This is a genomic window from Streptomyces sp. NBC_00483 (genome assembly GCF_036013745.1).
Lineage (GTDB): Bacteria > Actinomycetota > Actinomycetes > Streptomycetales > Streptomycetaceae > Streptomyces.
In genome coordinates this window covers 1,724,684-1,743,656 of sequence record NZ_CP107880.1, presented here as the reverse complement: position 1 = coordinate 1,743,656, position 18,973 = coordinate 1,724,684, and the positions used below count along the sequence as shown (strand labels likewise).

General features: G+C 69.8%; 16 protein-coding genes. 9 read left to right on the top strand and 7 right to left on the bottom strand.

From position 1 onward, the window contains the following. The first annotated feature begins 56 nt into the window (after positions 1–56). The 4 genes from OHA73_RS07555 to OHA73_RS07540 are packed head-to-tail and all read left to right on the top strand — an operon-like array spanning position 57 to position 4,166. Entirely contained in the window at positions 57–1,079 is a 1,023-nt protein-coding gene (locus tag OHA73_RS07555; RefSeq protein WP_327654610.1) for a carbohydrate ABC transporter permease, read from the top strand. A 32-nt stretch (positions 1,080–1,111) separates the two neighbouring features. Next, positions 1,112–1,978, top strand: a complete 867-nt coding sequence (locus OHA73_RS07550) for a carbohydrate ABC transporter permease (RefSeq protein WP_266719077.1) — start codon at positions 1,112–1,114, stop codon at positions 1,976–1,978. Between the two features lie 38 nt (positions 1,979–2,016). Further along, positions 2,017–3,249 carry an ROK family transcriptional regulator gene (locus tag OHA73_RS07545; protein WP_327654609.1) on the top strand — a complete coding sequence of 411 codons (1,233 nt, stop codon included), beginning with the start codon at positions 2,017–2,019 and terminating at the stop codon, positions 3,247–3,249. Next, complete coding sequence (locus OHA73_RS07540) at positions 3,246–4,166, top strand: Gfo/Idh/MocA family protein (RefSeq protein WP_327654608.1); 921 nt, start codon at positions 3,246–3,248, stop codon at positions 4,164–4,166. Before OHA73_RS07545 ends, OHA73_RS07540 begins: the two co-directional genes overlap by 4 nt. Positions 4,167–4,214: 48 nt before the next feature. On the opposite strand, the gene OHA73_RS07535 is transcribed toward OHA73_RS07540, so the two are convergent. The 5 genes from OHA73_RS07535 to OHA73_RS07515 all read right to left on the bottom strand — a co-directional run bounded on the left by OHA73_RS07535 (position 4,215) and on the right by OHA73_RS07515 (position 11,223). Beyond that, positions 4,215–5,303, bottom strand: coding sequence for a WD40/YVTN/BNR-like repeat-containing protein (locus OHA73_RS07535; protein WP_327654607.1), 1,089 nt, complete (start codon positions 5,301–5,303; stop codon positions 4,215–4,217). A gap of 113 nt (positions 5,304–5,416) precedes the next feature. Next, positions 5,417–7,456 (bottom strand): ABC transporter ATP-binding protein, encoded by a 2,040-nt coding sequence (locus OHA73_RS07530; protein WP_327654606.1) that lies wholly within the window; start codon positions 7,454–7,456, stop codon positions 5,417–5,419. A 76-nt stretch (positions 7,457–7,532) separates the two neighbouring features. Beyond that, a complete protein-coding gene (locus OHA73_RS07525; RefSeq protein WP_327654605.1) occupies positions 7,533–8,438 on the bottom strand; it encodes an ABC transporter permease in 906 nt (301 codons plus the stop codon). Next, complete coding sequence (locus OHA73_RS07520; RefSeq protein WP_266716111.1) at positions 8,435–9,385, bottom strand: ABC transporter permease; 951 nt, start codon at positions 9,383–9,385, stop codon at positions 8,435–8,437. The genes OHA73_RS07525 and OHA73_RS07520 overlap by 4 nt, the downstream gene beginning before the upstream one ends. Further along, positions 9,382–11,223, bottom strand: coding sequence for a peptide ABC transporter substrate-binding protein (locus OHA73_RS07515; protein ID WP_327654604.1), 1,842 nt, complete (start codon positions 11,221–11,223; stop codon positions 9,382–9,384). The genes OHA73_RS07520 and OHA73_RS07515 overlap by 4 nt, the downstream gene beginning before the upstream one ends. A gap of 263 nt (positions 11,224–11,486) precedes the next feature. Between OHA73_RS07515 and OHA73_RS07510 the strand changes: the two genes are divergently transcribed. Together OHA73_RS07510 and OHA73_RS07505 are read left to right on the top strand one after the other, a co-directional pair. Further along, positions 11,487–12,674: an ROK family transcriptional regulator gene (locus tag OHA73_RS07510; RefSeq protein WP_327654603.1), complete on the top strand. Its 1,188-nt coding sequence runs from the start codon at positions 11,487–11,489 to the stop codon at positions 12,672–12,674. Beyond that, entirely contained in the window at positions 12,671–14,245 is a 1,575-nt protein-coding gene (locus OHA73_RS07505) for a M81 family metallopeptidase (protein WP_327654602.1), read from the top strand. Before OHA73_RS07510 ends, OHA73_RS07505 begins: the two co-directional genes overlap by 4 nt. A 12-nt stretch (positions 14,246–14,257) precedes the next feature. Here OHA73_RS07505 and OHA73_RS07500 read toward each other — a convergent pair whose 3' ends face one another. Together OHA73_RS07500 and OHA73_RS07495 are read right to left on the bottom strand one after the other, a co-directional pair. Continuing rightward, positions 14,258–15,088 (bottom strand): transporter substrate-binding domain-containing protein, encoded by an 831-nt coding sequence (locus tag OHA73_RS07500; protein WP_327654601.1) that lies wholly within the window; start codon positions 15,086–15,088, stop codon positions 14,258–14,260. 116 nt (positions 15,089–15,204) lie between these two features. Continuing rightward, positions 15,205–16,155, bottom strand: coding sequence for a LysR family transcriptional regulator (locus OHA73_RS07495; protein WP_327654600.1), 951 nt, complete (start codon positions 16,153–16,155; stop codon positions 15,205–15,207). A 216-nt stretch (positions 16,156–16,371) separates the two neighbouring features. Between OHA73_RS07495 and OHA73_RS07490 the strand changes: the two genes are divergently transcribed. From OHA73_RS07490 to OHA73_RS07480, 3 genes are all read left to right on the top strand, one after another. Then, on the top strand, positions 16,372–17,205 hold the full coding sequence (locus OHA73_RS07490) for a transporter substrate-binding domain-containing protein (RefSeq protein WP_443063043.1): 834 nt from the start codon (positions 16,372–16,374) through the stop codon (positions 17,203–17,205). A gap of 62 nt (positions 17,206–17,267) precedes the next feature. Then, complete coding sequence (locus OHA73_RS07485; protein ID WP_266719079.1) at positions 17,268–18,056, top strand: amino acid ABC transporter permease; 789 nt, start codon at positions 17,268–17,270, stop codon at positions 18,054–18,056. Between the two features lie 110 nt (positions 18,057–18,166). Continuing rightward, positions 18,167–18,955, top strand: coding sequence for an amino acid ABC transporter ATP-binding protein (locus tag OHA73_RS07480; RefSeq protein ID WP_327658428.1), 789 nt, complete (start codon positions 18,167–18,169; stop codon positions 18,953–18,955). Positions 18,956–18,973 lie beyond the last annotated feature (18 nt).

Below are 18,973 nucleotides of genomic sequence, written 5' to 3'. Positions count from 1 at the left end.
GCCCGCCCCGGCCCTTCCTCGCCTTCCCTCGTGACCTTCTCGTCGAAAGCCTCCCCATGACTACAGCCACCACCGGCGCGAAGCAGCGCACCAACCCGCCGGACGGATCACCGGCCCCGTCCGGCGGCCGCCGCCCCCGCAGGCCCATGACCGCGAGCCGCCGCACCAACCGGGCGGGCCTCGCCTTCGTCAGCCCCACTTTCCTCGTCGTCCTTGTCGTCGTGGTGCTGCCGATCCTGTGGACGGTGCTGCTCGCCTTCCAGCGCGCCAAGCTCGTCGACATCCAGGGCATGGGCCTGTTCGGCAACTGGAGCCTGCGCAACTTCTCGCAGGTCTTCGACTCCGCGGGCTTCTGGTCCAGCCTCGGCACCACGCTCCTCTACACCGTCGGCGCCACCTTCGGCTCCGTCGCCCTCGGCCTGATCGCCGCGCTCGCCCTGCGCAAGCCCTTCCGGGGGCGTGGCCTGCTGCGCGCCGCGATGCTGCTGCCGTACGTGGCGCCGGTCGTGGCCGTCGCGTTCGTGTGGGAGGTCGCGCTCAGCCCGCAGTACGGCATCGTCAACGAGTGGGGCCAGAAGCTCTTCGGCTGGGACGACCCCATCGCGTTCCTGTCCACGCGCGAGTACGAAGTCCACCTGCTCGGCCTGCACTTCGACATCCCGCTCGCCCTGCTCACGGTCATCGCCTTCGAGTGCTGGCGCTACTTCCCCTTCGCCTTCCTCTTCATCCTCGCCCGCCTCCAGGCGGTCCCGGACGGCCTGGAGGAAGCCGCGAAGGTCGACGGCGCCACGCCCACCCAGCGCTTCCGGCACGTCATGCTGCCGCAGCTGATGCCGGTGATCGCGCTGCTCTGCGTGCTGCGCTTCATCATGACGTTCAACAAGTTCGACGACGTCTACCTGCTGACCGGCGGCGGAGCCGGTACCGACGTCGCGGCCGTGCGCGTCTACGACTTCCTGACCTCGCGCTACGACGTCGGCGCGGCGGCCGCCCAGGCCCTCGTCCTGGCCGTCGCCCTCATGGTCCTGCTGGGCCTGTACTTCAAGTTCTTCGGCAACAAGGTCCAGGAGGAGTCGTGACCAGTACCAGTACGCGTACCGGTAGGCCGGCCATGACGCGCGCCCAGTTCGAGGAGCGGTTCTTCGGCGTCGCACGCTGGGTGGTCATCGCGTTCCTCGCGCTGATCACGATCGTGCCCTTCTACTACATGCTGCTGCTGTCGGTGAAGCCGATCGACGCACTGCTGCTCGACCCCGGCTCCCTGTGGGTCTCGGCCAAGCAGTTCACCCTCGACACGTACACCGAGGTGCTGCGCTCCACCGACGACGGCGGCCAGGGCTTCCTCCAACTCCTGAAGAACTCCGCCCTGGTGTCCCTCGGCACGGTCGCGCTGACCCTGCTCGCGGCCGTCCCCGGCGCGTACGCCATCAGCCGCCTGAAGTTCTTCGGCAACCGCCAGGTCAGCGCGCTGTTTCTCGCGGTCTACATGTTCCCGTCGACGCTGCTCGCGGTGCCGCTGTTCGTGATGTTCGCGAAGATCGGCCTGTCGTCGAGCCTCGTGGGCCTGGCGATCGTCTACGTGGCGCAGACGGTCCCGGTCGCGATCTACATGCTCAAGAACTACCTGGTCACCATCCCGTACTCGATCGAGGAGGCGGCGGCGCTCGACGGCTGCAGCCGCCTGCAGACGGTCCGGAAGGTCATCCTCCCGCTGGCCCTCCCGTCGTTGATGGCTACCGGCCTCTACGTGCTGATGATCGCGTGGAACGAATTCCTCTTCGCGCTCCTCTTCCTGGCCGCCGACCCCGGCAAGTGGACGGTGTCGCTCGGCCTCGCCCAGCTGTCGAACGGCATCGAGGTGTCCAAGACGGTGCTCATGGCCGGGTCCGTGGTCCTGACGATCCCCGTGGTAATCCTGTTCTTCGCCGCGGAACGCCTGCTGACCGAGGGTCTGACCGCCGGCGCGGACAAGAGCTGACCGGGGGGAACGACCCGGTGAACAGGGGGAAGAAGACGATGAGCACGCCCAGCGCGACGAGCGCGGGCCGGCTGTTGCAGCTGATCCGCGGCGGCCAGGCCAACACCCGCGCCGACCTGCAACGCGCGACCGGCATGTCCCGCTCCACGGTGGGGCTCCGCCTCGACGAACTCGACCGGGCGGGCTGGCTGCGCCAGGACACCGGCACGTCCACCGGCGGGCGGCCCTCGCACCGCATCGTCTTCGACCCCGGCCACGCCGCCGTCCTCGCGGTGGACCTGGAGACCCGGTACGCGCGCGTGGCCGTGCTCGACCTCGGGGGCACGGTCCTCGCGGAGCGGACCGTCGACCTCGACATCGGCGACGGCCCCGACCGGGTGCTCGACGGGCTGGCCCGCTGCTTCCCGGAGCTGCTCGCCACCTCAGGCACCCCGGCCGAGCGGGTCTGCGGCATCGGCCTGTCGGTCCCCGGCCCGGTGGACTGGGAGACGGGACAGGTCGTCCAGCCGCCGATCATGCCGGGCTGGGACCGCTTCCCGATCAGGGAACGCATGCAGGAGGCGTACGCCGAGCATGTCGGCGCCTCGATGGAGGACACGACGGGCGGCCGGCCGATCCCGGTCTTCGTCGACAACGACGCCAACCTGATGGCCCTGGCCGAACAGCAAGCGGGCCACCCCGACTGCTCGGCCTTCGTCCTCATCAAGGTCTCCACCGGCATCGGCGCGGGCGTCGTCGTCAACAACGAGATCTTCCGCGGCATCGACGGCGGAGCGGGCGACATCGGCCACATCCGTCTCCACGACAAGCCCGACGCCCTGTGCATGTGCGGGTCCTACGGCTGCCTGGCGGCGGTGGCCAGCGGCCGCGCGCTCGCCAAGGACCTCTCCAACCAGGGCATGGAGGTGTCCACCGGTACCGACGTCAAGGCACTCCTTGAACAGGGGAACCCCGACGCGGTCCGCCTCGCCCGGGCGGCGGGGCAGCGCGCAGGCGAGGTCCTGGTCACGGTCGTGACCCTCCTCAACCCCGGCGTCCTGATGCTCGCCGGCGACCTGGCGGGCATCCCCTTCCTCACCGGCGTGCGCGAACTCCTCTACCAGCGCGCGATGCCCCGCACCACCGCCCACCTCGACGTCGTCACCTCCCGACTCGGCGACCACGCGGGCCTGATCGGCGCGGCGGCGATGGTCGTCGACGTCCTCTACGCCCCCGAACGCGCGGACGCCCGCCTGCGCGCGCTCGCCGAATCTGCCGACGCACAAGCATGACAAGCACCTCAAGGAACGCAGTGACAGACAACGCCGCATGGCCCCACGACCCCGTCCGGGTCGCACTCGTCGGCGCCGGTCCCTGGGCCCGCACCATGCACGCCCGCATGCTCGCCGCGGGCCCCGAGACCCGGCTCACCGCCGTCTGGGCCCGCCGCACGGACGCGGCCCGCGCGACGGCCGAACCCTATGGCGCGGCGGTGGCGGGCAGCTTCGACGAACTCCTCGACACCTGCGAGGCGGTCGCCTTCGCCGTACCGCCGTCCGTGCAGGCGGAGTTGGCGCCGAGGGCGGCAAAGGCAGGCAAGGCACTGCTCCTGGAGAAGCCCCTCGCCCTGGACCTTGCATCGGCCGAACGCATGGTGGACGCCATCGACGAAGCGGGCGTGGTGTCCCAGCTCGTCCTGACGAAGCGCTACCACCCGACGACGCGCGCTTTCATCGAGCAGGCGCAGGGGATGTCGGTGACGGGCGCCCGCTCCTGCTACCTCCACGGAGCCTTCCTGGGCGGCGACTTCGCCACGTCCTGGCGCCTGGAACACGGCGCCCTCTACGACCTGGGCCCGCACCTCCTCGACCTCCTCGACGCGGCGGTGGGCCCGATCGCCTCCATCCGTGCCACCGGCGACTCCCGCCGCTGGCTGGAACTGACCTGCGAACACGAGAACGGCGCGGTGAGCCAGGCGTCCCTGTCCGGCAGCGTCGCGCGTGACCGCGCCCTCACCCGAGTCGAACTCTTCGGCCCGGGCCCCGAGTTGACCTACGACACGGCCGAGATCGACCACGAGGAGTGCTGGCCGATCCTGCGACGGGAGTTCGCGGAGGCCGTTCGGCTGGGACGGTCCAGCGAACTGAACGCGCAAAGGGGTCTCTACCTACAGCGCTTGCTGGCAAATTCAAGCCCCTCCGGCGATTGAGGAGCGGGGCCCGGGGCGGAGCCCCGTGACCGCGCCCCCGGGCGGCCGTCACCCCACCACAGCCGCCCGCACACACAACACATCCGGCAGATGCGACGCCACCCGCTTCCAGGTGTCGCCGTCGTCCGGGGACGCGTACACCTCGCCGTTGCGGTTGCCGAAGTAGACGCCCGCCGGGTCGTTGTCGTCCGTGCACAGGGCGTCGCGCAGGACCGTGCCGTAGTGGTCGTTCGACGGGAGGCCGTGAGTGAGGGGTTCCCAAGTGGTGCCGGCGTCCTGCGTGCGGTAGACGCGACAGCGGTGGTCGGCGGGGACGCGGTCGATGTCCGCCGTGATGGGGAAGATGTACGCCGTGTCGCCCCGGTGCGGGTGCGCGGCCGCGGCGAAGCCGAAGGTCGAGGGGAGGCCCTCGCCGATGTCGAGCCACTTTCCGCCGCCGTCGTCGCTGCGGTACACGCCCCAGTGGTTCTGGAGGTAGAGGCGGTCGGGGTCGACGGCGTCCCGCGTCACCTTGTGCACGCACTGGCCGAACTCGGGGTTCGGGTCGGGCAGGAAGACCGCGGCCACTCCGTTGTTCGCCGGGTCCCAGCTCGCGCCGCCGTCCGTCGTACGGAAGACGCCGGCCGTGGACACCGCCACCGTCACCGCGCCGGGGTCCCGCTCGTCCGTCAGGATCGTGTGCAGGCCCTCTCCGCCGCCACCCGGCACCCACTGCGAACGCGTCGGGTGCTCCCACAGCGGGCGGCACAGCTCGAACGTCTCGCCCCGGTCCTCCGAGCGGTACAACGCCGCCGGTTCCGTGCCCGCGAACACCACGTCCGGCTCCGAGGCCGACGGGTGCAGCTGCCACACCCGCTCCAGCGAAGTCCCGGTGAAATCGGGGAACTTGACGGCGGGCGCGGGCGGTTCGGTCCAGGTGCGGCCCAGGTCGTCCGAGTGGAAGACGGACGGCCCGAAGTGTGTGCTGTCGCCGCCCGCGAGGAGCCGTGGTCGCTCCCCGCGGGTGTCGATGGCGACCGAGTACATCGCCTGTGCGTTGAAGTACGGGCTCTCGTCGAACTCGAACGGGCCGCCGTCGCGCTTGCGGCCCAGAAAGAGGCCCTTGCGGGTGCCCACTGCCAGCAGTACGTCAGTCATGCCGAACCTCCGAAACGTCGTTGTCTCCAGGTATCGGTCAGTCTGCACCCCGCCACTGACAATGGCCCCGTACCGGACATTGCCGCAGGTCAGGCCGGTGTCGGCACCGCCAGTCAAGCCGGCGAAGGCACCGCCAGCGGGAAGTGGCACGCGACCCGGTGGCCCGCCGAGTTCGGTGTCGACTCCGGCGGCTCCGTCGTCGCGCAGACGTCCTGCGCGATCGGGCAGCGCGTACGGAACCGGCAGCCCGACGGGGGCTTCGCCGCCGACGGCGTCTCGCCCGTGAGCGGGGACCCGGAGGCGACGGTCGCCTCGGGGTCCGGCACGTTCACCGTGTCGAGCAGGCCGCGTGTGTAGGGGTGGAGCGGGTGCGAGTAGACCTGCTCGGCGGGGCCCACCTCCACCAGCTTGCCCAGGTACATCACGCCGACCGTGTCCGCGAGGTAGCGGACCACCGCGAGGTCGTGCGAGATGAAGAGGTAGGTGAGGCCGCGTTCGCGCTGAAGCTCCCGCATCAGGTTCAGGATCTGCGCCTGGACCGACACGTCGAGCGCCGACACCGGTTCGTCCGCCACCACCAGGTCGGGGGAGAGCGTCAACGCCCGCGCCAGGCCCAGGCGTTGACGCTGGCCTCCGGAGAACTCGTGCGGGTAGCGGTGCACCGCACCGCGCGGCAGGCCCACCGCGTCGAGGAGTTCGCCGATCAGCTTCTCCTGTTCGGCCTTGTCGCCGACGCCCTGGATGACGAGCGGCTCGCGCAGGATCTCGCCGACCCGCATCCGCGGGTCCATCGCCGCCGTCGAGTCCTGGAACATCAGCTGGACGTCGCGGCGGTGCGCCCGGCGTTCCGAGCGCGACAGCGAAGCGCGGTCCCGGCCCTCGAACCGTACGGAACCCGCCGTCGGCTCCTCCAGGCCCGCCACGATCCGGCCGAGCGTCGTCTTGCCGCAGCCCGACTCGCCGACCATGCCGAACGTCTCGCCCTTGCGGATGCTCAGCGACACCCCGCCGACCGCGCTGACCGTGCCGCGACTGCGCGAGAACGGGCCGCCCTTGAGGGGGAACTCCTTGACCAGCGCGTCGAGTTCGACCAGCACATCGGAGGTGGACGCGTCCTGCGCAGGGATCGGCGTGGGTGTCACCACCTCGTCCGGGGAGGCGGCGTCCGCCGCCGTCGGCACCGGGTGGAAGCACGCGAACCGGTGCTCCGCGCCCTGCACCTCGTCCTCCTCCAGGAACGGCTCAAGGGTTCGGCAGTCGTCCGTCGCGAACAGACAGCGCGGCGCGAACCGGCACCCCGTGGGCCGCACCGTCAGGCTCGGCGGCAGGCCGGGGATGGTGTGCAGCTCCGTCTCGTTGTCCGCCGCGCGCTCGGGCAGCGCCGCGAACAGCGCCTCCGTGTAACGGTGCCGGGGGCGGGCGAACAGGCCGCGTACATCGGACTGCTCCGCCACCTGGCCCGCGTACATCACGGCCACCCGGTCGACCCGGTTCGCGATGACGCCGAGGTCGTGTGTGACCAGGATCATCGCCATGCCGAGCCGCTCGCGCAGGTCGTCGATGAGCTCCAGGATCTGGTGCTGCGTCGTCACGTCGAGCGCCGTCGTCGGCTCGTCCGCGATCAGCAGCTTCGGCTCGCAGACCAGCGCCATGGCGATGGCCACGCGCTGGCGCATGCCGCCGGACAACTGGTGCGGATACGCCTTCATCCGCTCGGCCGGCTGCGGCATACCGACAAGCCGCAGCGTCTCCTCGGCGCGCGCCCACGCCTCCTTCTTGGACACGTCCCGGTGCAGCAGCAGCGGCTCCGCGACCTGCGCGCCGATCGTCATCGTCGGGTTCAGGGAGGTCAGCGGGTCCTGGAACACCATGCCGATGGTGTTGCCGCGCACGTCCTGGAGGACAGGCGCGGGCGCCGTCGCCAGGTCCTGCCCGTCGAACATGATGCGTCCGCCGGTCACCTCGCCGCCAGACGGCAGCAGACCGAGGACGCTGAGCGCCGTCATGGTCTTTCCGCAGCCGGACTCGCCGACGATGCCGAGTGCGTCGCCCGGCGCCAGTTCGAGCGAGACGCCGTCGAGGGCGTGGACGGTGCGGTCGCGCGTGGAGATGTCGACGCGCAGGTCGTCGATCCTGAGCAGAGGCTCGGTCATGTCAGCTTTCCTAGATCCCTTGCGTTGCCTGATCCCACGTGACCGCTGGTCGCGCAGCGGTCCTCCGACGTGAGCGCTACTTGCGCAGCCGTACTTCGAACGCGTCGCGCAGCCCGTCGCCGATGAAGTTGAACGCGGCGACGACCAGGACGATCGCGATGCCCGGCGGGAAGATCAGCCACCAGTAGCCGTTCTGCGTGTAGGTGATGCCGGCGGACAGCATCGAGCCCCAGTCGGCGGACGGCGGCGGGATCGACAGGCCGAGGAAGGCCAGGTAGCTGACGTAGAGGATGGCGTCGGCGATCTGGAACGTGCAGTTGACGATGACCGTGCCGATGGCGTTCGGGACGATGTGCTTGAACACGGCGCGCGCGCCGCCACCGCCCATCATCCGCATCGCCTGTACGTACTCGCGGTTGCGCAGCGACAGCGCCTCGCCGCGCACCAGGCGGGCGGGGGAGAGCCAGGCGACGGCCGCGATGATGAGGATCAGGATGCCCTTGCTGGGCGTGATGATCGCGGCCACGACCACGAGCAGGAACATCGCCGGGATGGCGAGCGCGGCGTCTGTGATACGCATCATCGTCGCGTCGACCCAGCCGCCGAAGTATCCGGCGACGGCGCCGTACACGGTGCCGAACAGGGTCGCCAACAGGCCTGCCGCCAGGCCGATCTCGAGGGACGTCTGCCCCGCGACCATGAGCCGTCCCACCATGTCGTAACCGAGGTCGGTGGTGCCGAGGAGGTGACCTGACGCGCCCGGCGCCAGGTTCGCCTGCGACAGGTCGGTGTGGATCTGCTCGGTCGGGTGGACCAGCGGGCCCAGGTAGCAGAAGGCCAGCAGCAGCACGAGCAGGATGACGCCGCTCAGCGCCAGCTTGTTGCCCGTGAACACGCGCAGCGTACGGCGGGCGAGCGAGGGTGTCGCCTGCGCGGTCTCCTCCTGTCCCGGTATGGCAGAGGTCGTCACAGCAGTGGTCATGACACGCTCCGGATCCGCGGGTCGAGGACGGCGTACAGGATGTCGGTGAGCAGCGAGCCGAGGACGGTCGCGATGCCGACGACGAGGGTCACGCCAAGGAGGACGGGGAAGTCCGAGCCCTGCGCGGCGTTCCAGAACAGCAGCCCCATGCCGGGGTAGTTGAACATCGACTCGACGACGAGGGCGCCGCTGAACAGCGTCGGCAGGTACAGGCCGAGGAGGGTGGCGAGCGGGATCAGGGCGTTGCGCATCACGTGCTTGACCATGATCCGGCGGCTCGACTGGCCCTTCGCCATGGCCGTGCGCACGTATTCCTCGGTGAGGTTGTCGAGGACCGCCGAGCGCATGTAGCGGCTGAACATGGCCACGATGCCGAACGCCATGGTCACGACCGGCAGGATCAACCCGGGTATGTCGCCCAGCAGTTGACCGATCGTCTCGCCCTGCGGTGCCTCCGCCGGGAAGATCGGCAGCACCTGCGCGAACAGGATGATCATGATGAGGCCGAGGAAGAACACGGGCGTCGCGTACAGCAGGAACGCGAGCCCGGTCAGCGCGTAGTCGGACGCCTTGCCGCGCCGCACCGCCTGGAGCAGGCCGAGCGGCACCGCGATGACGACCGCGAGGACCGTCGACATGAGCGTGAGCAGGAGCGTCTTCGGCAGGCGCTGGGTGAGCAGGTCGATCACCGGCGAGTTGAGCTTGTACGACTCGCCGAGGTCGCCCGTCAGCAGGCGCTTCAGGTACATCAGGTACTGCGTCGGCAGTGAACGGTCGTAGCCCTGCACGTGGTTGAAGTGCTCGATCTGCTGCGGCGTCCCCTTGGGGCCGAGGATCGCGCGGGCGGGGCCGCCCGGCAGCAGGTGCAGCAGGGTGAAGACGATGATCGAGACGAGGAACAGGACGACGAGCGCCTGAAGGAAACGCTTGACCAGAAAGCCGGTCACTTCTCGGCTCCCTTCTTGACGAAGTACCAGTGCGACGGCTGGAAGGTCACGGTCGGGTTCTGCTCGATGCCGCGCAGGTCGTTGCGGATCACCGACACCTGGTACGCGGGGTTCGGCATCCACATCACCGGCAGCTGCTCCGCCAGGTACTCGCCGTACTCGTGAATGGCCTTCATGTCGGGCGCGTACTGCACGGCACTGATGAGACGGTCGGCCTTCTTGTCGCTGTAGTTGCCGAAGTTGGAGGAGGCGCCCGTGGAGAAGAGCTGCTCGCCGCTCGGGTTGAGCGGGTAGTACCAGCTGCCGGCGGTGCCGAAGAAGGACATGTCCCAGTTGCAGCCGGAGTCCTTCGCCTTGCACGGAACGGAGTTGCCGAGCACGGAGTTGAGCGGCTGCTGACGCACGGTCAGATCGATGCCGGCCTTACTGAGCGAGGACTTGAGCTCCTGCATCATGTTCGTCGTCTCGGTCGAGCCGGACTGCGAGAGCAGGGTCAGTTCCAGAGGGTCGTTCTTCCCGATGCCCTGGCCGCACTCGTCGTCACCCGTGCCGGGCCGGACGCAGCGCGCAGTGCCGTCGACGGTCTTCCAACCGTGCGCGGACAGCAGCGACTTGGCCTTCGAGACGGAGAACGGGTACTGGTTGTGCGCCATCTCCTTCGACAGGTACTGACTCTTCGGCGTGACCGGGACCGGGCCGAGCGTCTCGGTCGCGCTGCCCTGCCAGATGACCTTGCTCATCGCCTTCTGGTCGACGAGGTGCTGCATCGCCTGCCGGATGTAGAGCTGGTTCATCTCCGGGCCCGCGTGGGTGGAGTTGAAGTTGTAGACGATGTAGGTGGCCGCCCAGCCCTCCCACGGGTCGACGCGGTACCCCTTGCTCTCGAACTTCTCCTTCTGCGCCATCACCGACGGCGGGATGTAGCCGTAGTCGACGCCGCCGGAACGCAGCACGTTGTACTCGGAGTCGGCCGTGGTGAAGGGCTTGAAGACGACCTTGTCGAGGTGCGGGCGCTCCGACTTCGGGCCGGTGTACTTCTCGTTCGGGACGAGTGTCACCTGCCCGTTGTCCCGCCAACCAGCCAGCTTCCACGGCCCGTTGACGGTCTTCCACAGCGGGTCGGTGCCGTACGAGCCGAGGCTCTTGGCATGCTGGGTGAGCCGCGCGAAGACCGCCTTGGCGCCCTTCGTGGTGCGGTCGAAGTCGCCGACCTTGCCGCCGTCGGTCTTGGCGTCCCACGCGTGCTGGGGCAGGGCGCGCATGTAGTAGAGCTGATTCGCCGTGAACCAGTCCGGGTTGTACGCGCGCTTGAGGTGCAGCCGTACGGTGTGGTCGCCGACGAGCTCGAACTTCTTGACGTTGTCCGGGATGTTGCCGACCGAGTAGCCGCCCCAGTCGGCTTTGTTCGCCTTGACGAGGTTGAACCAGAACTCGAGGTCGCGGCCGGTCACCTCGGTGCCGTCGGACCACTTGACGCCCTTGCGCAGCGGGACGGTCACCGTCTTGTTGCCGTCGCTGTACTTCGGCTCGAGGCCCAGCGTGCTGGGGCCGTGCGTGACCAGCTCGCCCTTCTCCTGCACGGCGTCGTACACGGGCATGTAGAGCTGCGACTGGATCGCGTAGTTGTAGGAGCCGCCGTAGCCGGGGGCGCCGATCGGGAAGATCCAGTTCGGGGTCGCCGCGGGCGGCAGGGCCATGGTGGCCGTGCCTCCCTCGACGGGAGTGCCGCCCGTGCGGCCCATGGCGATGCTGCCGGCCTCGTGCGTGCAGCCGGTGAGCGCCACCAGCGCCGCCACGAGGGCGAGCGCCGCGGACGCCTTTGACCTGAGGGAACGCATGCCGAAGGGCCTCCAAGGGGAAGGGGTGCGGCCCCGTGTGAAGATTCGACGAGGGGCGCCCGAACGCTAAGTCGACCGTTCGAAACAAGTCAATAGGTTCATTCGGAAAGTAATCCAAAAACCCCGGGGTCTGGCGTACTTGGTTCGGGTGCGGCTAGTGTTCGGTCCGGCATCGAACAAACTAGTCGAAGTAAGTACGCAACTAAGTACGCAGCTAGGTACACATCTAGGTACGCAGCGAAGTGCGACCCCAGGGGGACCGGATGACGGACACCGCGAACGAAGGCGAGCCGGGTTCGGCCCGGCACATACTCCGGCTCGTCTCGTCCGGAGCCGCCTCCTCCCGCGCCGACCTCGTCAGGGAACTGGGCCTCGCGCCCTCCACCGTCTCGCTGCGCGTGCAGGAGCTGGTGGCCCAGGGTGTGCTCACCGAGTCCGGCGAAGGCGCCTCGCGCGGCGGGCGCAGGCCCCGGCTGCTGCGGGTCAAGGCGCAGGGCGGCGTCGCGCTCGCCGCCGACCTCGGCAGCCGGCACGCGCGGCTCGGCGCCGTCGACCTCGGCGCGGCCGTGCACGACGCCGTCGACCTGCCGCACGACATCACCGCGGGACCCGAGTCCGCCGTCGACTGGCTGTGCGGTCAAGTGGCTCGACTCGCCGCGAAGCAGAAGGAGTCGGGGCGCACCGTGCGCGCGCTCGGCGTCTCCTTCCCGGGCCCCGTCGACCCGGCGGACGGCCGCGTGCTGAGCCCGTCGCGGATGCCGGGCTGGCACCGCTACCCGCTGCGCGACGTCCTCACCGAGCGGCTCGGCATGCCGGTGACCGTCGCCAACGACGCCACGATGATGGCGGTCGGCGAGCACCGCACCTCCCGGCCCGAGCTCGACCACATGGTCGTCGTGAAGGCCGGCCGCGGCATCGGCAGCGGCGTCATCGTCGCGGGCCGGCCGCACGACGGTGCCAACGGGAGCGCCGGAGACATCAGCCACGTCCGCGTGGAGGAGGCCGGTGAGCGGCCCTGCTCCTGCGGGAACATCGGCTGCCTGGAGACCGTCGCGAGCGGCGCCGCCCTCATCCGCGAACTCGCGGCGCAGGGCGTCGACGTGACGAACACCACCGAGCTGCTTCAGCTCGTCGCCGACGGCGACCCCCTCGCCACCACGCTGGTCCGCGCCGCGGGACGGCACATCGGCACGGTCCTCTCGGTCGTCGTGAACTTCTTCAACCCGCGGGCCGTCGCCATCGGCGGCGTCCTCGCCACCGCCGAACCCCTCGTCGCCGCCGTCCGCGGCGTGCTCTACGAGCGCTGTCTGCCGCTCGCCACAGCAGACCTGGAGATCACCACGACGGCCGCGGGCCGCGACGCGGGCCTGCTCGGCGCGGGTCTCACGGCGCTGCTCAACAACCTGTCGTCCACCGCCCCCGCCTTCAAGGAAGAGAGCGTCCACGCATGACGAGCACCACCCCGATCACCGGCCGCCGCCTGCGCATCGGCATCGGCGGCATCGGCATCGAGTCGTCCACGTTCTGCCCGCACCGCTCCACCACGGACGACTTCCGGCAGACGCGCGGCCAGGACCTCCTCGACCGCTACACGTGGACGCAAGCCGACTCCGACCTCGCGGAGCTGGTCGAGTGGGTGCCGCTGCTGCACGCGACCTCGCTGCCCGGCGGCCCGGTGGAGGCCGAGTCGTACCTGATCCTCAAGAACGAACTCGTCACCCGGATACGGGAGGCGGGCCCGCTCGACGGTCTCGTCTACGACATCCACGGCGCCATGAGCGTCATCGGCCTCACCGACGCCGAGGGCGACCTCACCGAGGCGGTCCGCGCGGCGCTCGACCACAACGGCACCCCGGACGACCCGGCTCGGGGCCGCCCGATGATCTCCACTGGCATGGACCTGCACGGCAACGTCTCGCGCCGCTTCGCCGAGCCCATCGACCTGCTCACCGCGCACCGCCTCGCCCCGCACGAGGACGCCTGGGACACCCGCGAGCGTGCCGCCCGCAACCTCGTGCACTGCCTGCGCGAGGGCACCCGCCCGCACCGCGCCTGGGTCCAGGTCCCGGTGCTCCTCCCCGGCGAGAAGACCAGCACCCGCCTGGAGCCCGCCAAGTCCCTTTACGCCTCGCTCGCCGACATCGAGCAGAAGGACGGCATCCTCGACGCGGCGATGTGGGTCGGCTACGCCTGGGCCGACGAGCCGCGCTGCAAGGCAGCGATCGTCGTCACCGGCGAGGACGCCGAACTGGCCTCCCAAGAAGCCGAGTTGCTGGCGCGTCGCTACTGGGACGCCCGCAAGGACTTCCTCTTCGTCGGCCCGACCGGCGGAGCCGAGGAGTGCATCGAGAAGGCGGTCGCCTCCGACAAGCGTCCCTTCCTCATCAGCGACTCCGGCGACAACCCGACCGCGGGCGGCGCGGGCGACCTCGCGTACATGCTGGGCAAGCTGCTGGAGAACGACGCGATTCGCACGGGGAAGGTCACGGCCGTCCACCCCGGCATCACCGACCCCGTCGCCGTGGCGGCCTGCTTCGAGGCCGGGGTGGGCGCCGAGGTGACGCTCTCCGTCGGCGGCAAGGTCGACGCGAACCACGGCGGACCGTACGAATTCACCGGCACCGTCGAGGCGTTGCAGCGCGCCGCCGACCAGAAGGACCGCGCGGAGGGTGGCGCGTACGACCGCGGTGTCGACATGGCAGCGGTCCGCGTCGGCGGCCTCACCGTGATCCTCGTCGGGCGTCGCAAGCCGTTCCACACGCTCGCCGACTTCACGGGCCCGGCCGAGGGCGGCCTCGGCATCGACCCGCGGACGTACGACGTGGTCGTCGTCAAGATCGGCTACCTGGAGCCGGAGCTGCACGACATGGCCGCGGACTGGCTGCTCGCGCTCACCCCCGGCGGCGTCGACCAGGACCTGCTGCGCTTGGGACACCACCGGGTGGAACGCCCGCTGTACCCGTTCGACGAGGACGCGTACGAGGCCGGGGCCGGCCCCGACCTCACACCCGTCATCCTCTGAGCCGCCCGGGGCTCAACTCAGCCACTCCGCCTCGTACTTCTTGTACGTGCCATCGTGCGTCGCAAGGTGTACGAACTGGTCGACGTACCCCTGGAAGTCGCGGTCGCCGCGCGGCGTCGCGTACGCCTTCTCCGCGAAGCTGAACGGCTTGTCGGGGTGGACCGAGCACAGCTCGGGGTGGAGCTTGGCCTGGTAGAGCGTCTCGCTCGCGTCCGTCATCATCACGTCCGCCCGGCCCGCCACGATCTCGTCGAAGATCGTGCGGTTGTCCGGGTGGACCTTGATGGTGGCGTTCTGGAGATGCGCCCGGGCGAACTGCTCATTCGTACCACCGGGGTTGACGACGACCGTCGTTCCCGCCTGGTCGATGTCCTTGAGCGTCTGGTACTTGTCCTTGTCAGCGCAGCGCACGATCGGCGTCTTGCCGTCCTCGCGGGTCGGCTCGCTGAAGTACACCTGGCGGGCGCGCGGCAGCGTGATCGAGACACCGCCGACGCCGACGTCGCACTTCCCGTCCGACAGGTCCTTCGTCAGATTCGCCCACGTGGTGTCCACCCACTCGGCCTTGGCGTCGAGGCTCTTGGCCAGGTCCTTCGCCATGTCGATGTCGATGCCGCTGTACGACCCGTCCTTCGGGTCCTTGTACGTGAACGGCTTGTAGTCACCGGTCGTGCACACGCGCAGCACACCGGACTTGGGCACCGAGTCGAGCAGGCTGGTCGGCTGCTTCTTGGCGGACTGCTGGGTGGCCGACGGCGCCGCGGGCGCGGCAGCGGTCAGGCCCAGCAGACAGACCAGGGCGGACAGGGTGGCGACACGCTGTCTGGACGTGCGGCGGCTCATCTCGACTACTCCTCGACACGGTGGTTGCAGGGTGAACTGATCGTCCGGTGGCTCACCATGTCAGAAGAGTTCGCGCCGGTGAAGGCGGTGTCCATGGCTCGGATGGCCTCCGCGGATCAGGCCTCGGGCCGGGGAAAACCAGAAGCGGCCCGCTCCATGTCCACCGCCGCCTCACTCAGCGTCCGCAGCAGCAGCGCGGTGACCGGCGCCGTCTCGTGCCCCTCGAGGACGAAGGCCGAGACGCGGCGCCCGCCCGCGGGGGCGAGCGGGCGGGCCACGAGCTCGGTGTGCCGCAGGAGCGGCAGCGTCATGCCGGGCACCAGCGCGATCCCCGCGCCGGCGGCCACCAGCCCCTGCACCGCGAGGTTGTCGTCGGTGGCGAAGGCGATGTCCGGCGCGAAACCCGCCTCCGCGCAGGCGGCGACGAAGTGGCCCCGGCAGTGCCGGCACCCCGCTATCCAGCGCTCCCGCTCCAGCTCGCCCAGCTCCACGCGGCCGCTCTCCGCGAGGACGTGGCCGGCCGGGAGCAGCACCATCAGCGGATCGTCGAGCAGCGGCAACTCGACCAGACCCTCGTCGCTGTCGCCGTCCGCTTCCGCGGCGTCGCCGCCGTGCCCCGCCGAGAAGGCGAGCGCCAGATCGCACCGTCCCTCGCGCAGCGCGCGCAGCGAGTCGGGCGGCTCCTCCTCCAACAGCTCGACGCGGATGCCCGGGTGGGCCGCGGCGACGCGGGCGACGGTCGCCGGGAGCAGGGTGGCGTTCGCGGCGGGAAAGGCGCAGACGCGGACGCGCCCCGACTCCAGGCGCGTGATCGCCTTCAACTGGCCGTGCGCCGTCGCGATGGTGCTGAGGATGCCCGTGGCGTGCCGGGCCAGCACCTGCCCGGCGTCCGTGAGCCGCAGACCGCGCCCCGCCCGGACGAACAGCGGCGTGCCCGCGGCGCGTTCGAGCGCCTTCATCTGCTGGCTGATGGCGGGCTGCGTGTACCCGAGGTCCCGCGCGGTCGCCGCGTAGGAGCCCGTGCGCACGACTTCGGCGAACGTCTGGATGTGCCGCGAGTCAAACATGGGTACAAGCTATGGAGTTCATCCCGCAAGTCAAGATCGGTAAGCGTTTCTTGGGGTGGGCAAAGAAATGTGATGTGGACCTTGCCGCGCCCCGTGCGTCAGTGTGTCCGAACCTCATGTTTTCCGAGGTCAGTGCCGGTCCCGCAGTCCGGACCGACGTGCTCTCGGCCGTCCGTGCCGGGCATCGCCCGCTCCTCCATGTCCCAGGGAAGCCCCGTGACTTCAACCGCACGCCTCGCCCGCCGCTGTGTCCCGCTCGCCGTCGCGGCCTGCCTCGTGGCCCTGACGACCTCGTGCAGCAAGAGCGACGACGTCACGACGACCGCGGGCGGGGTGAAGCTGGTCCACAAGGGCAAGCTGACGACCTGCACGCACCTGCCGTACGCGCCCTTCCAGTCGGAGAAGAACGGCAAGGTCGTCGGCTTCGACGTCTCCGTGATGGACCTCGTCGCGAAGAAGCTCGGGGTGAAGCAGGACATCATCGACAAGTCCTTCGAGACCATCAAGACCGGGGCCGACCTCAACGCGGGCCTGTGCGACGTCGCCGCCGCGGGCATGACGATCACCGACGAGCGCAAGCAGAACCTCGACTTCTCCGCCCCTTACTTCGACGCCGACCAGGCGCTGCTCGCCCGCAAGGGGGTCAAGGCGAAGACCCTCGACGACATCAAGAGCGGCAAGCTGAAGCTGGGCTCCCAGGCCGCGACCACCGGCGAGGACCTGGCGCACAAGAAGGGCGTCGACCCGCAGTCCTTCGAGAGCTCCGACGCCGAGCTCAACGGGCTGCGAACCGGCCAGGTCGACGTCCTCGTCCAGGACTACCCGGTCGTCCAGAACTGGCTGAAGGACTCCGCGGTCAAGGACAAGTTCGTCCTCCTCAACACCGTTCCCACCGGCGAGGAGTACGGCTTCGCCGTGAAGAAGGGCGGCAACCCGAAGCTGCTCGCCGCGATCAACAAGGCGATCGGCCAGGCCAAGAAGGACGGCACGTACAAGAAGCTGTACGAGAAGTGGATCGGCCCGATGCCGAAGGACGGGGCCGCCAAGTGAGCACCGTCAAGACGCCCCCGGTGAACGGGAGTTCAGGGGGCGATGCCACGCCGCGCAGGCGCATGTCGCCGCGTCGCAGGCGCAAGGTGACGCGCGTCGTCCAGTACGTGATCCTCGGTGTCGCGGTGCTGCTCGCCGCGACGCTCGCCGACTGGGGGCAGCTCCAGCACCAGTTCCTCGAACCGTCCGTGGCCCGGCGGATGTTCCCCGACCTGATCACGACCGCGCTGGTCAACACGGTGATCTACACCCTCACCGGGTTCGTCGTCGGCCTCGTGCTCGGTCTGGTCATCGCCCTGATGCGGCTGTCGTCGGTGGCCCCCTACCGGTGGCTCGCCTCCATCTACATCGAGTTCTTCCGTGGCCTGCCCGCCCTGCTGATCTTCATCTTCATCGGCGTCGGCGTGCCGCTCGCCTTCCCCGGCACCGCCCTGCCCGGTGGCGTGTACGGGCAGGTGGCCATCGCGCTCGGCCTGGTCGCCGCCGCGTACATGGCCGAGACGATCAGGGCCGGCATCCAGGCCGTGCCCCGCGGCCAGATGGAGGCCGCCCGCACGCTCGGCATGTCGCAGACCCTGGCGATGCGCTCGATCGTCATCCCGCAGGCCTTCCGCATCATCGTGCCGCCGCTCACCAACGAACTGGTCCTGCTGTTCAAGGACTCCTCGCTGGTCCTCTTCCTCGGCGTCTCCCTGGAGACCCGCGAACTCACCAAGTTCGGCCGGGACTTGGCGGGGGAGACCGCCAACAGCACACCCATCTTCGTCGCGGGCCTGTGCTATCTGCTCGTCACCGTCCCTCTGGGCTATCTGGTGCGCCGCCTAGAGGCGCGGCACGCGAAGGCCAGGTGAGCGGGGTCATGACGCACGACACCGGCAACGAGGACGCACCGAACGGCACCGAGGATGCACCGAAGGACACCAAGGACACACCGAACGGCACCGAGGACGAGGACACCGGCATGACCGCGGCCATCGAGATCCAGGGACTGCACAAGTCCTTCGGCGACCTGGAGGTGCTGCGCGGCATCGACTTCACCGTCGCGCACGGCGAGGTGGTGTGTGTCATCGGCCCCTCCGGATCCGGCAAGTCCACCCTGCTGCGCTGCACCAACCTGCTGGAAGAGCCCACGTCGGGGCGGGTGGTGGTGGCGGGTGCCGACCTCACGGACCCGGACCTCGACATCGACCGCGTACGCCGCCGGATCGGCATGGTCTTCCAGCAGTTCAACCTCTTCCCGCACCTGAACGTCCTGGAGAACCTCACCATCGCGCAGCGCCGGGTCCTGGGCCGGGACCGCGCCGAGGCGGAGCGGACGGGCCGCGCCAACCTCGACCGCGTCGGCCTCGCCGACAAGGAGACCAGCTATCCCGCCCAGCTCTCCGGCGGCCAGCAGCAGCGCGTCGCCATCGCCCGCGCCCTGTCGATGGGCCCCGAGCTGATGCTGTTCGACGAGCCGACCAGCGCGCTCGACCCGGAACTCGTGGGCGATGTGCTCGCCGTGATGCGCTCGCTCGCCGACGAGGGCATGACGATGATGGTCGTCACCCACGAGATGGGCTTCGCCCGCGAGGTCGCGGACCGCGTCGTGTTCATGGACGGTGGCGTGGTCGTCGAGGAGGGAACCCCGGACGAGGTACTGGGCAACCCCCGCGAGGAACGCACTCGTTCGTTCCTCGCACGGGTCGTGAACCCGGGGGACGCGCAACCCGGGGACGCGCAGCCCGCGGACGCGGAGTCGCCCAAGTAGCCTCGCGCGATGGCGTGG